The organism is Variovorax sp. GW821-FHT09D04 (assembly GCF_059416405.1).
On the sequence record NZ_JBWKPA010000006.1, the window covers coordinates 215884 to 228504 of the forward strand.

Consider the following 12621-nt stretch of genomic DNA (forward strand, 5'->3'; position numbering starts at 1 on the left):
CCCTGCCTGGAGACACCATGAGTCAAGCCGCCCACCCCATCCTGCTCACGCCCGGCCCCCTGACCACCTCGGACCGCACCCGCCAAGCGATGCTGCGCGACTGGGGTTCATGGGACGCCGACTTCAACCAGATCACGGCGCGCATCCGCAAGGAGGTGCTCAACATCGTGCACGGCACGGGCACCCACGAATGCGTGCCCTTGCAAGGCAGCGGCACCTTCTCGGTCGAAGCGGCCATCGGCACGATCGTGCCGCGCAACGGCCACGTGCTGGTGCCGAGCAACGGCGCCTACTGCCAGCGCCTGGCCAAGATCTGCAAGGTGCTGGGCCGCAAGCTCACCACCATCGACTACACCGAAGAGAAGCAGGTCTCGCCCGCCGACGTCGACCGCGCACTCGCAGCCGACCCGAGCATCACGCACGTCGCGGTGGTGCACTGCGAAACCGGCGCCGGCGTGCTCAATCCGCTGCACGAGATCGCACTGGTCGTCGCCAAGCATGGGCGCGGCCTGATCATCGATGCGATGAGCTCCTTCGGCGCGCTGGAGATCGACGCGCGCAAGACGCCCTTCGACGCCGTGGTCGCCGCCTCGGGCAAGTGCCTCGAAGGCGTGCCGGGCATGGGCTTCGTGGTCATCAAGCGCAGCACGCTCGAAAAGTGCGAAGGCAACTGCCACTCGCTGAGCATGGACCTGTACGACCAGTGGGTCTACATGGAGAAGACCACGCAGTGGCGCTTCACGCCGCCCACGCACGTGGTGGCCGCGCTCGACACCGCCATCGCGCAGTACATCGAGGAGGGTGGCCTGCCCGCGCGCGGCGGGCGCTACACGCGCAACTGCAAGGCGCTGGTCGACGGCCTCGCCACGCTGGGCTTCCGGCCTTTTCTCGACCCGGCCATCCAGGCGCCGATCATCGTCACCTTCCATGCGCCGGACGATGCCAACTACGACTTCAAGACCTTCTACCAGGAGGTGAAGAAGCGCGGCTACATCCTCTACCCCGGCAAGCTGACGCAGGTCGAGACCTTCCGCGTGGGCTGCATGGGGCACTTCGGCGACGCGGGCATCCCGGGCGCGGTCGCGGCCATTGCCGACACGCTGAAAGCCATGGGCATCCGGCAGGTGACGGCGGCCGTCGCGGCCTGAAGAACCTCTGGGCAGACCGGCGCATTGCAGCGCCGGTCCTACAACGCAGGGGGTGATGCGCTTCGCATAATGCCCCGCATGACGGTTCTGCGCAGCGACATCCCTGCCCGCCTGGACCGCCTGCCGTGGTCGCGCTGGCACTGGCGCGTGGTGATCGCGCTGGGCGTGGCCTGGATCCTCGACGGCCTCGAGGTCACGCTGGTGGGCTCCATCGGCGCGGTGCTGGAGCGGCCCGACACGCTCGGGCTCACGGCCGCGGAGATCGGCTGGTCGGGCTCGATCTACATCGCGGGCGCGGTGATCGGCGCGCTGGTCTTCGGCCGGCTCACCGACCGGCTCGGTCGCAAGAAGCTCTTCCTGCTCACGCTCGTGGTCTACACGCTGGGCACGCTGGCCACGGCCTTCTCCCCCAACTTCGCCTTCTTCGCGCTGTGCCGCTTCGTCACCGGGCTGGGCATCGGCGGCGAGTACGCGGCCATCAACTCGGCCATCGACGAACTCATTCCGGCGCGCGTGCGCGGGCGCGTCAACCTCGCGATCAACGGCAGCTTCTGGATCGGTGCGGCGCTCGGCGCGGCGCTGAGCCTGGTGCTGCTCGATGCGCGCGTGATCGGCCCGGTGTGGGGCTGGCGCGCGGGCTTTGCGCTGGGCGCGGTGCTGGCGGTGGCGATCCTGCTGGTGCGCCGCCATGTGCCCGAGAGCCCGCGCTGGCTCATCGCGCACGGACGCGCGGATGAGGCCGAGCGCATCGTCGCGGGCATCGAGCGCGAAGTCGAAGTGCAGCACGGCCCGCTGCCCGCCGCGCAGGGCCACGTCATGTACACCGCCGCGCGCCAGAACAGCCCGTCGATGCGCGAGGTGGCGCGCGTGCTGCTGCGGCGCTACCCGGCGCGCAGCGTGGTGGCGACGGCGCTGATGGTGTCGCAGGCGTTTTTCTACAACGCGATCTTCTTCACCTACGCGCTGGTGCTCACGCGCTTCTACGGCGTGGCCGAAGGCCGCGTGGCGCTGTACATCTTTCCGTTCGCGCTGGGCAACGTGCTCGGGCCGCTGCTGCTGGGGCCGCTGTTCGACAGCGTGGGCCGGCGCCGGATGATCGCGCTGACCTATGTGCTGGCCGGCGTGGGCCTGGCGCTCACGGGCTGGGCCTTCATGCAGGGCTGGCTCGACGCGCGCAGCCAGGCGCTGTGCTGGTCAGCGGTGTTCTTCCTGGCCTCGGCGGCGGCCAGCTCGGCCTACCTGACGGTGAGCGAGGTGTTCCCGCTGGAGATGCGCGCCATGGCCATCGCGATCTTCTATGCCATCGGCATGGGCGCGGGCGGCTTCGCGGCGCCGGTGCTGTTCGGGATGCTGATCGAGACCGGCAGCCGCGGCGCGGTGATGGTGGGCTACCTGATCGGTGCCGTGCTGGTCATCGTCGCGGGGCTGCTGGCGCTGCGCTACGCGGCCGATGCGGAACGCAAGCCGCTGGAGGAAGTAGCGCCGCCGCTGTCGTCGGAGGCTGGCAGCGAGCGGCCCTGAAGGCGGCTACAGCGCGCAGGTGCGAAAGCCGAAGAAGCCGTCGTCGGCATCGGGAAGCGCAAAGCCACGACGGCGCGGCGAGCGCAGGCGCGCACGCGTCGCGAACGAGGCGCCGCGCAGCACGCGCGCGCGGCCGAAGGCGGCCACCGGATCGAACTCGCCACCGGCGCTCCACGGATCGGCCCGGAAGCCCGGCCAGGGCTGCAGCGTGCCTGCGGTCCACTCGTGCACATCGGCCCAGCGAAAGCCGCGCCGTACGGCCGTGTGGGCGGCGATTTCCCATTCGACCTCGGTCGCGATACGGCGGCCGGCCCAGCGCGCCCAGGCGTCGGCCTCCCACCAGCTCAGGTGCACGGCGCTGTGGTGCCCGGCCGCGCGCACGGTGACGCCGAAGCGCTGCTGCAGCACCGAGCCACCCGTGCCGTTGCGCGACACGCCGATCTGCTCCACATGGCGCGGCCCGCGCCGGCCTTCGGTCTGCGCGGCGAGCCAGCGCCAGCCGTCGCTGTGCCACAGTTCCTCGCGGTCGTAGCCGCCGTCGTCGACGAACTCGATGTACTGGTCCCAGGTGACGGGCTGGGCGTCGATCTCGAACTCGGGCACGTCGACGCGGTGCGCCGCGCCCTCTTGCGCGAACAGGAAGCCGCTGTGCTCGGGCAGGCCGAGCTCCCAGCGCGTGGCCGGCAGCAGCAGCGGCTCGCGCGTGACGGCGGTGGGCGGCTGCTCGATGTTCAGCGGCAGGCCCAGCGTCTGCGCCAGCACCACGAGCTGCTCGCCGCGCAGGTCTTCATGGAAGAGCGCGAGCCGGTAGAAGTACAGACCCGCGTCGGTCTCGGCGGCGTTCTCGAGCAGCTCGAGCGTGCTTTCGAGGGTTTCGAGCAGGTAGGCCTTGGTCTGGCCCAGGCCCGGCAGGTCGGGCGACCAGCAGCGATCGGCCGCGCCCTGGGCCGGGTTCCACCAGTCGTCGGCGTCGGGGTCGATGGCGGCCAGCCGCGTGGGGCGCACGGGGCAGTCGATGCCGAAGGCGCGCTGGGTGTTGCGCCCGATCCACCATTCGGCGAACCAGCCGATGTGGCCCGCCAGCCAGACCGGCGGCACCACGCCCGGCTGCGGCGGCACGCGCATGGCTTCGCCCAGCGCCTGTTCGAACAGGGACAGCAGGTGCAGCGTGTGGTTGCGCGCGTCGATGAGGGCCAGCGAGAGCAGGTCGCGGCCGGCGCGGCGCATGTCGGGCGAGTCGATCGACAGGGGCGGGCTCGCCGCACCGAAGGGCGTCGAAGGCGGCGGGCTCGAAGACATGGGCCATTATGGCGACCGCCCGACAGGCCCTCTGCCGACGCGGATTCCGGGTAAACCCGAGTTTGTGTCAAGGCAATACTAAGGTTCACCGAGATACCATTGCGGGCTTTGCGCGCAGCCCCCACCAGGGGCCGGCGCTTCACCTTGGGCTTCGCGGGAGACACCCCTTGTCTGTATTCCTCAAATTCGCGGCCGTCATGGACTGGGTCAGCGAAAAACTCGGCAAATTTGCCGGCTATGCGGTCCTGGCCGCATCGCTCATCTCGGCCGCCAACGCCTTCGTCCGGTACGGCTTCGACTTCAGCAACAACGCCTTCCTCGAGATCCAGTGGTACTTGTTCGCCGCCACCGTGATGCTCGGTGCGCCGGTGGTGCTGCGCTTCAACGAGCATGTGCGCGTGGACATCATCTACGGCAAGCTCAAGGGCCACGGGCCGGTGTATGTCGACCTGTTCGGCCTGACCTTCTTCCTGCTGCCGGTGATGGGCCTGCTGACCTACCTCACCTGGCCGTTCTTCTGGAACACCTGGGTGTCGGGCGAGATGTCGGGCAACATCGGCGGGCTGATCCGCTGGCCCGCCGCGCTGCTGATGCCCGTGGGTTTCTGCACGATGTTCCTGCAAGGTGTCGCCGAGATCATCAAGCGCATCGCCTACCTGCGCGGACTGATCGAGATGAACACGCACTACGAGAAGCCGGTGCAGTGATGGCGTTCGTCGCGCTTCGCCAGACCGCCCCGACCTTTCCCGCACAGCAGGACACGTAGACATCATGCACATGGAAAATTTCGCCCCGATCATGTTCGCGGGGCTCGTGGTGATCATGCTGATCGGGTTTCCGGTCGCGTTTTCGCTCTCGGCCCTCGGCCTGATCTGCGGCTTCTTCGCCATCGAGATGGGCTGGTTCCCGGCCGGCTTCATGGCCAACCTGCCGCTCAACGTGTTCGGCATCCTGTCGAACGAGACGCTGCTGGCCATTCCGTTCTTCACGCTCATGGGGGCGGTGTTAGAAAAATGCGGGCTCGCCGAGGACATGCTCGACTCGATGGGCCAACTCTTCGGCCCGATCCGCGGCGGCCTGGGCTACTCGGTGATCATCGTGGGCTTCATCCTCGGCGCCATCACCGGCACGGTGGCCGGCCAGGTGATCGCGATGGCGATGATCTCGCTGCCGGTCATGATGCGCTACGGCTACAACATGCGTTACTCGACCGGCGTGCTCGCCGCCTCGGGAACCATCACGCAGCTGGTGCCGCCTTCGCTGGTGCTGATCGTCATGGCCGACCAGCTCGGCACCGACGTCGGCCAGATGTACAAGGGCGCCTGGGGTCCGTCGATCCTGCAGGTGGTGATCTTCGCGATCTACACCTTCCTGGTCTCGCGCATCCGCCCGCACTACGTGCCCGGCCTGCCCGCCACGGCGCGCACGCTGCACGGCTGGGCGCTGTGGGGCAAGTGCCTGCGCGGCATCATCCCCTCGGCCATCCTGATCTTCGCGGTGCTCGGTTCGATGGGCGGCCTGCCCTTCATGGACAAGGCCATCGCCACGCCGACCGAGGCCGGCGCCATGGGCGCGGTGGGCGCGCTGGTGCTGGCGCTCATTCACCGGCGCCTGAACTGGGCGCTGATGAAGGACGCGATGGAAGGCACCATGCGCCTCACGGCGATGGTGGTGTTCATCCTGATCGGCTCGCGCGTGTTTTCGCTGGTGTTCCAGGGCGTGGACGGTGCCAAGTGGATCGAGCACATGCTCTCGGGCCTGCCGGGCGGCCAGATCGGCTTCCTGATCGCGGTCAACATCTTCGTGTTCTTCCTGGCGTTCTTCCTCGACTTCTTCGAGATCGCCTTCATCATCCTGCCGCTGCTGGGCCCCGTGGCCCACAAGCTGGGCATCGACATGGTGTGGTTCGGCGTGCTGCTGTGCGTGAACATGCAGACCTCGTTCATGCACCCGCCGTTCGGCTTCGCGCTGTTCTACTTGCGGGGCATCGCCGACACCTTGTTCAAGAACGGGGCGCTGCCCAAGAAGGTGGAGTCGCGCGACATCTACCTGGGCGCCGTGCCCTGGGTCGTGATGCAGCTGCTGCTGGTGGCCATCGTGATCTTCTTCCCGCAGACGGTGACCGTGTTCCTCGAGAAGGAAAAGGTCGTCGACATCGACAAGGTCAACCTCGACATGCCGGTGGACCCGAATGCGCCGCCCGCCACCGACAACGGCGTGAACATGGAAGACCCGTTCGGCAACCAGAAGACGCCCGAGGAAACGCCGGCGCCGGCGGCCCCGGCGGCGGGCGAAGCTTCCAAGCCGTGAGCGACGCCCGCCCCGGCGACGCCCCGAACGACCACCCCGCGACGACAGAAGGCGGCCCGCTCGAAAGCGCCGCCTTCCCGCCGCTGCTGCGCACGCTGGCGGTGGTGCTGGTGGTCGATCTCTTCGCCTTCGCGCTGTGGAGCCTGCCGTCGCTGCGCACCACCAGCTGGTCGGCCACCAGCCTCTTTGTCTTCGGTGTGGCGGGCCTGTGCGTGATCTGGGTCGGCTACTGGATCGTCTACAGCCGCACCCGCCTCGAAGGCGACGTGCTGACGCAGACCTGGCTGTGGAACAAGCGCGTGAGCGCGCAGGACGTGGCGCAGCTCAAGCTGGTGCACATCCGCATGCTCGAGCGCGTGATCGCACCGCGCCTGCTGGTGCGCCGGCGCTTCGGCGGCATCACCTGGTTCCATGCCTACGACCCGCAGGTGCTGATCGCGTTCGGCGAACAGGTGGCGATGCGCACGCTGCCCTCCGCGCCGCCGCCCTCCCCCGACCCCGACCCCGCGTCCAAATGAAAAAAGCCCCGCCGAAACCGGCGGGGCTTTTTTTCTTGTGAGGTGCGAAGCGCCGGGTTGCGGCGCCGCGTGCCTTACTTACAGCTTCTGCTGTTGCATGAAGCGGTCGAAGGTGCCTTCGGTGTAGCGGAACCAGGCGTTCTGGTCGGCCAGGAACTTGGACCAGTCGCTGTAGATCTTCTTCCACTCGGGGTTGCTGTTGTTCAGGTCCGAGTAGATCTGCTGGGCCGACTTGAAGGCGGCGTTCATCACGTCCTGCGAGAACGGACGCAGCTTGGTGCCCGAGCCCACGAGCTGCTTGAGCGCGATCGGGTTCTTGGCGTCGTACTTGGCCGTCATCGTGATGTTGGCGTGCGCGGCAGCCGCTTCGACCACTGCCTTGAAATCGGCCGACAGGCTTTCCCATGCCTTGGTGTTGATGTAGAAGTCGAGCTCGGGGCCGCCTTCCCACCAGCCGGGGTAGTAGTAGAACGGGGCGATCTTGTTGAAGCCCAGCTTCTGGTCGTCGTACGGGCCGACCCATTCGAGACCGTCGAGCGTGCCCTTTTCGAGCGCGGGGTACAGGTCGGCGCCGGGGATCGATTGCGGGATCACGCCGAAGGGCTCGAGCACCTTGCCGGCGAACGGGTTGGTGCGGAACTTCAGGCCCTTCAGGTCGGCGACCGACTTGATTTCCTTGCGGAACCAGCCGCCCATCTGCGCGCCCGTGTTGCCGCCCGGCAGGTTGATGATGTTGTACTTGGCGTAGAAGGCGCGCATCAGCTTCAGGCCGTTGCCTTCGTACATCCAGGCGTTCTGCTGGCGGGTGTTCATGCCGAAAGGCACGGCGCAACCCAGGCAGAAGGTCGGGTCCTTGCCGTAGAAGTAGTAAGGCGCCGTGTGCGCCATTTCGACCGCGCCGCTCTGGATGCCGTCGACCACGCCGAAGGCGGGCATCAGCTCGCCGCCCGCGTGCACGGAGATCTGGAACTTGCCGCCCGTCATGTCGCTCACGCTCTTCGAGAACACCTCGGCGGTGCCGAAGATGGTGTCCAGCGACTTGGGGAAGCTCGATGCGAGACGCCAGCGAACGGTGGCTTGCGCGTGAACCGCGGGCGCGATGCCGGCAGCCAGAACGCCCGCGATGCCGGCGTTTTTGATGAGGGAACGACGATCCATTGAATTCACTCCGAGTGCTTTGGAAAAAACAAAACGCGGCTTGTGACCGCGTCAGGGACTTTTGTGAGTCCTTTTGATTGTAAAAACGCGCTTACAGGTGGCCGGCGGGGGTTTACCCTGCGACCTCTTGTCAAACGAAGCGTTTCTTGATCGCGGCGGCAATGCCGTCGGCATCGAGGCCGATCGATGCGAGCAGCTTGGCCGGATCGCCGTGCTCGATGAAGCGGTCGGGCAGGCCCAGTTGCAGCACCGGCTTCTGGACGCCGGCGGCCTGCAGGGCCTCGACCACCGCACTGCCCGCGCCGCCCATGATGGCGCCCTCTTCGAGCGTGACAAGCGCGTCGTGCGTGCCCGCGACCTGCAGCAGCAGTTCGACGTCGAGCGGCTTGGCCCAGCGCATGTTGACCACGGTGGCGTCGAGCGACTCGGCCGCGGTGAGCGCCGGGTACAGCAAGGTGCCGAACGCGAGGATGGCGATGCGTTGGCCTTCGCGGCGGACCTCGCCCTTGCCGAAGGGCAGCGCGTCGAGCGTGAGGTGCGGCGTGGTGCCGGCGCCCGCGCCGCGCGGGTAGCGCACGGCCACCGGATGGTTCTGTTCGTAGGCGCTCGTCAGCAGCTGGCGGCACTCGCGCTCGTCGGCCGGGCAGGCGATGCTCATGTTGGGAATGCAGCGCAGGAACGGGATGTCGTACGCGCCTGCATGCGTCGCGCCGTCGGCGCCCACGAGGCCCGCGCGGTCGAGCGCGAACACCACGGGCAGGTTCTGGATCGCCACGTCGTGGATCAGCTGGTCGTAGGCGCGCTGCAGGAAGGTCGAGTAGATCGCCACCACGGGCTTCAGGCCCTCGCAGGCCAGGCCGGCCGCGAACGTGACCGCGTGCTGCTCGGCGATGCCGACGTCGTAGTAGCGATCAGGAAAGCGCTTCTCGAACTCCACGAGCCCCGAGCCTTCGCGCATCGCGGGCGTGATGCCCACGAGGCGGCCGTCGTGCGCGGCCGTGTCGCACAGCCACTGGCCGAAGACCTGCGTGAAGGTCTGCTTGGCGGCCGTGGTCGACTTGACCAGTCCCACCTGCGGATCGAACTTGCCCGGGCCGTGGTAGGCCACCGGGTCAGCCTCGGCGAGCTTGTAGCCCTGCCCTTTTTTCGTGACCACGTGCAGGAACTGCGGGCCGTCCAGGTGCTTGAGGTTCTCGAGCGTAGGCACCAGCGAGTCGATGTCGTGGCCGTCGATGGGACCGACGTAGTTGAAGCCGAACTGCTCGAACAGCGTGGCCGGCACGACCATGCCCTTGGCATGCTGCTCCAGCCGCTTGGCCAGCTCGAACAGCGGCGGCGCATTGCGCAGCACGCTCTTGCCGACGCTCTTGGCGGCGGCGTAGAAGTTGCCGCTCATGAGCTGCGCGAGGTAGCGGTTGAGCGCGCCCACCGGCGGGCTGATCGACATGTCGTTGTCGTTCAGGATGACCAGCAGCTTGCAGTCGCACACGCCCGCGTTGTTGAGCGCCTCGAAGGCCATGCCGGCCGTGAGCGCGCCGTCGCCGATGATGGCCACGGCATGGCGCTTCTCGCCCTTCTGCTTGGCGGCCATGGCCATGCCGAGCGCGGCCGAGATGCTGGTCGACGAATGGGCGGTGCCGAAGGTGTCGTACTCGCTCTCGGTGCGCTGCGGAAAGCCCGAGATGCCGCCGAGCTGGCGCAGCGTGGGCATGCGCTCGCGCCGGCCCGTGAGAATCTTGTGCGGGTAGGTCTGGTGGCCCACGTCCCACACCAGCCGGTCGTGCGGCGTGTTGAACACATGGTGCAGCGCCACCGTCAGCTCGACCGTGCCGAGGTTGGAGCTCAGGTGGCCGCCGGTGCGCGAGACGTTGTCGAGCACGCAGGCGCGCACCTCGTCGGACAGCTGCTTGAGCTGGGCCCGGTCGTACTGGCGGATCGGCGAAGGGTCGTGGAGAGTGGGAAGCAGCGGAGCCATGGAGGTGGGTTCTTTTTTCTTCTCAGCGGTCGCGGTCGACCACCATGTGGGCCAGGGCGCGCAGTGCCGAGGTGTCGGCCAAGCCGCTCTTGTTCAGTGCGGCGATGGCGTCGGCAAGAAGCTGGCTCGCCTGCGCGCGCGCGCCGTCCAGGCCGAGCAGCGACACGTAGGTGGGCTTGTCGGCCGCGGCGTCCTTGCCGGCGGTCTTGCCCAGGGTTTGCGAGTCGGCGGTGACGTCGAGGATGTCGTCGACCACCTGGAACGCCAGGCCGATGGCGGCGCCGTAGTCGCGCAGCGCCGCCAGCGCGGCCGGCGACACGGCGCCACAGGCGGCGCCCATCTCGACGCTGCCCTGCAGCAGCGCGCCGGTCTTCAGGCGGTGCATTTCGCGCAGCTGGGTTTCGTTCAGTGCGATGCCGACGCTGGCCAGGTCGATGGCCTGGCCGCCGGCCATGCCCTGGCTGCCGGCCGCGCGCGCCAGCAGGCGGCACAGCAGGGCCTGCATGGCCGCGGGCACCTCGTCGCCTTCGGGCGCGAGCAGCTCGAAGGCCAGCGCCTGCAGCGCGTCGCCCGCGAGCAGCGCGTCGGCTTCGCCGAACTTCACGTGCACGGTGGGCTTGCCGCGGCGCAGCACGTCGTTGTCCATGCACGGCAGGTCGTCGTGCACCAGCGAATAGGCGTGGATGAGTTCGGTGGCGCAGGCCGCACGCAGCGCGGCGTGGGCGTTGCCGCCGACCGCTTCATTGGCCGCGAGCACCAGCAGCGGCCGCAGCCGCTTGCCGCCGTCGAGCACGGCATAGCGCATGGCGTCGCCCAGCAGCACCGGCGCATCGACACCGACCCAGCGCGACAGCGCCGCTTCGACCGCGGCCAGGTGGGGCTCGGCCCAGCCGGCCAGCGTCTTCGCGTCCCAGGGGGTGATGGCAGTGGAGGTCATCGGGACGGCGCTCATTCGGCCGTCCAGGGCTTGAGGCTGCCTGCGTCGAGCACCTTGATCTGGTCCTCGACCGCCTGCAGCTTGTCGCGGCAGAAGCCGAGCAGTGCGGCGCCGCGCTGGTAGCTGCCCAGCAGCTGGTCCAGCGGGAGCTGGCCCGATTCGAGTTCTGCAACCAGTTGTTCCAGTTCCTGGAGCCCGGCTTCGTAGCTGGCGGGCAGCGGCCCGGTGTCGGGCGTGGCCGCCGGGCTGGTCGTGGAAGGAGAAGGCACCTTGGGCATGCAACGAATCGTGGATGAAACGGAACATTTTAGGGCGGGGGCGCAACGAACCGCCGGGCAGCCTGCGCACGCGCGCGCGACCCTTTGCAACACCCTGTATGACGCCCGGGGATGCGAGGCAAAAACCCGGCGGGCGCAAAAATGCCCCCCGGGTACAATTCCCGCTTCCCCCGCCGGCCGCACCGGCACACCTCTTCGGGCCGTCACCCTTGCAGACGGCGCCTTCCGTTTTTTTCTTTTTTTCTCCCTGTGGGGAGCTTGGTCAGGTCCTCCATGTCTGATTTAAGTCTTCAACTGCAGCAGGCCGCGAGCCAACTTCCAGTTACCGCGTATTTCGACGAGGCCTTGTACGCCCGCGAAATGCAGAACCTTTTCGCGCGAGGGCCCCGCTACGTCGGGCACCGACTGGCCGTGCCCGAGCCGGGTGACTTCCACACCCTGCCGCAGGAACACCAGGGCCGCGCGCTGGTCCACACGCCCAAGGGCGTGGAGCTCATCTCGAACGTCTGCCGCCACCGCCAGGCCCTGATCCTGCAGGGCCGGGGCCAGCTCGACGCCCAGACCGGCGGCAACATCGTCTGCCCACTGCACCGCTGGACCTACGCCGCGAAAGATGCGCGCACCACCGGCACGCTGATCGGCGCCCCGCATTTCGACCAGGACCCGTGCCTGAACCTGCACAACTACCCGCTCACCGAATGGAACGGCCTTCTGTTCGAGAAGAACGCCGACGGCAGCGGCCGTGACGTGGCGGCCGATATGGCGGGCCTGGGCCCGCAGGCCGACCTCGACTTCTCGGGCTACGCGCTCGACCGCGTCGAGCTGCACGAGTGCAACTACAACTGGAAGACCTTCATCGAGGTCTACCTCGAGGACTACCACGTCGGCCCGTTCCACCCCGGCCTGGGCAGCTTCGTCACCTGCGACGACCTGCGCTGGGAGTTCAAGCCCGAGTTCTCGGTGCAGACGGTGGGCGTGGCCAACCGCCTGGGCCGCGCGGGCAGCCCGGTCTACCAGAAGTGGCAGGAGCAGCTGCTCAAGTACCGAGACGGCAAGCCGCCGAAGTACGGCGCGATCTGGCTCACCTACTACCCGCACGTGATGATCGAGTGGTACCCGCACGTGCTCACCGTGTCGACCCTGCACCCGGTGAGCCCGACCAGGACGCTCAACATGGTCGAGTTCTTCTACCCCGAGGAAATCGTCGCCTTCGAGCGCGAGTTCGTCGAAGCCCAGCAGGCCGCCTACATGGAGACCTGCGTGGAAGACGACGAGATCGCCGAGCGCATGGACGCCGGCCGCCGCGCGCTCATGCTGCGCGGCGACAACGAGACCGGCCCCTACCAGAGCCCCATGGAAGACGGCATGCAGCAGTTCCACGAGTGGTACCGCAACGCGATGCAACAACCACGCGCCTGAACGCCGCCCCGCCCCGCACCCGCCGGGGCTTTCTTTTTTCTGATCTGGATGTCAATCG

11 protein-coding genes are annotated in these 12621 nt (G+C 67.9%); 6 read left to right on the forward strand and 5 right to left on the reverse strand.

Features of this window, described 5'->3' with window-relative positions:
* Positions 1-17 precede the first annotated feature (17 nt).
* Together AC07O4_RS19860 and AC07O4_RS19865 are read left to right on the forward strand one after the other, a co-directional pair.
* Entirely contained in the window at positions 18-1148 is a 1131-nt protein-coding gene (locus tag AC07O4_RS19860) for a 2-aminoethylphosphonate--pyruvate transaminase (protein WP_070061826.1), read from the forward strand.
* A 78-nt stretch (positions 1149-1226) separates the two neighbouring features.
* On the forward strand, positions 1227-2669 hold the full coding sequence (locus AC07O4_RS19865) for an MFS transporter (protein ID WP_495305430.1): 1443 nt from the start codon (positions 1227-1229) through the stop codon (positions 2667-2669).
* A gap of 6 nt (positions 2670-2675) precedes the next feature.
* On the opposite strand, the gene AC07O4_RS19870 is transcribed toward AC07O4_RS19865, so the two are convergent.
* Positions 2676-3968 (reverse strand): SUMF1/EgtB/PvdO family nonheme iron enzyme, encoded by a 1293-nt coding sequence (locus AC07O4_RS19870; RefSeq protein ID WP_495305431.1) that lies wholly within the window; start codon positions 3966-3968, stop codon positions 2676-2678.
* 167 nt (positions 3969-4135) lie between these two features.
* Here AC07O4_RS19870 and AC07O4_RS19875 point away from each other — a divergent pair, with 167 nt between their 5' ends.
* From AC07O4_RS19875 to AC07O4_RS19885, 3 genes are all read left to right on the forward strand, one after another.
* Positions 4136-4675 carry a TRAP transporter small permease subunit gene (locus AC07O4_RS19875; protein ID WP_070061823.1) on the forward strand — a complete coding sequence of 180 codons (540 nt, stop codon included), beginning with the start codon at positions 4136-4138 and terminating at the stop codon, positions 4673-4675.
* Positions 4676-4739: 64 nt separating this feature from the next.
* Positions 4740-6278 (forward strand): TRAP transporter large permease, encoded by a 1539-nt coding sequence (locus AC07O4_RS19880; protein WP_062468805.1) that lies wholly within the window; start codon positions 4740-4742, stop codon positions 6276-6278.
* On the forward strand, positions 6275-6796 hold the full coding sequence (locus AC07O4_RS19885) for a hypothetical protein (RefSeq protein WP_139701873.1): 522 nt from the start codon (positions 6275-6277) through the stop codon (positions 6794-6796). The genes AC07O4_RS19880 and AC07O4_RS19885 overlap by 4 nt, the downstream gene beginning before the upstream one ends.
* Positions 6797-6874: 78 nt before the next feature.
* Here the strand turns inward: AC07O4_RS19885 and AC07O4_RS19890 are convergent, their stop codons facing one another.
* From AC07O4_RS19890 to xseB, 4 genes are all read right to left on the reverse strand, one after another.
* Positions 6875-7954, reverse strand: coding sequence for a TRAP transporter substrate-binding protein (locus AC07O4_RS19890; protein ID WP_062468808.1), 1080 nt, complete (start codon positions 7952-7954; stop codon positions 6875-6877).
* Positions 7955-8084: 130 nt separating this feature from the next.
* Positions 8085-9929 (reverse strand): 1-deoxy-D-xylulose-5-phosphate synthase, encoded by a 1845-nt coding sequence (gene dxs / locus AC07O4_RS19895; RefSeq protein WP_159277877.1) that lies wholly within the window; start codon positions 9927-9929, stop codon positions 8085-8087.
* A gap of 22 nt (positions 9930-9951) precedes the next feature.
* Positions 9952-10866: a polyprenyl synthetase family protein gene (locus AC07O4_RS19900; protein ID WP_495305432.1), complete on the reverse strand. Its 915-nt coding sequence runs from the start codon at positions 10864-10866 to the stop codon at positions 9952-9954.
* A gap of 11 nt (positions 10867-10877) precedes the next feature.
* Positions 10878-11144: an exodeoxyribonuclease VII small subunit gene (gene xseB / locus AC07O4_RS19905; protein WP_062468817.1), complete on the reverse strand. Its 267-nt coding sequence runs from the start codon at positions 11142-11144 to the stop codon at positions 10878-10880.
* Between the two features lie 273 nt (positions 11145-11417).
* On the opposite strand from xseB, the gene AC07O4_RS19910 reads away from it, so the two are divergent.
* Positions 11418-12563: an aromatic ring-hydroxylating oxygenase subunit alpha gene (locus tag AC07O4_RS19910; RefSeq protein WP_070061819.1), complete on the forward strand. Its 1146-nt coding sequence runs from the start codon at positions 11418-11420 to the stop codon at positions 12561-12563.
* The last annotated feature ends 58 nt before the right edge of the window (positions 12564-12621 follow it).

Excerpts from the sequence above, each read along its gene's own strand:
- AC07O4_RS19860 (WP_070061826.1), top strand. The coding sequence starts at position 18 with ATGAGTCAAGCCGCCCACCCCATCCTGCTCACGCCCGGCCCCCTGACC.
- AC07O4_RS19865 (WP_495305430.1), top strand. The coding sequence starts at position 1,227 with ATGACGGTTCTGCGCAGCGACATCCCTGCCCGCCTGGACCGCCTGCCG.
- AC07O4_RS19870 (WP_495305431.1), bottom strand. The coding sequence starts at position 3,968 with ATGTCTTCGAGCCCGCCGCCTTCGACGCCCTTCGGTGCGGCGAGCCCG.
- AC07O4_RS19880 (WP_062468805.1), top strand. The coding sequence starts at position 4,740 with ATGCACATGGAAAATTTCGCCCCGATCATGTTCGCGGGGCTCGTGGTG.
- AC07O4_RS19890 (WP_062468808.1), bottom strand. The coding sequence starts at position 7,954 with ATGGATCGTCGTTCCCTCATCAAAAACGCCGGCATCGCGGGCGTTCTG.
- dxs (WP_159277877.1), bottom strand. The coding sequence starts at position 9,929 with ATGGCTCCGCTGCTTCCCACTCTCCACGACCCTTCGCCGATCCGCCAG.
- AC07O4_RS19900 (WP_495305432.1), bottom strand. The coding sequence starts at position 10,866 with ATGACCTCCACTGCCATCACCCCCTGGGACGCGAAGACGCTGGCCGGC.
- xseB (WP_062468817.1), bottom strand. The coding sequence starts at position 11,144 with ATGCCCAAGGTGCCTTCTCCTTCCACGACCAGCCCGGCGGCCACGCCC.
- AC07O4_RS19910 (WP_070061819.1), top strand. The coding sequence starts at position 11,418 with ATGTCTGATTTAAGTCTTCAACTGCAGCAGGCCGCGAGCCAACTTCCA.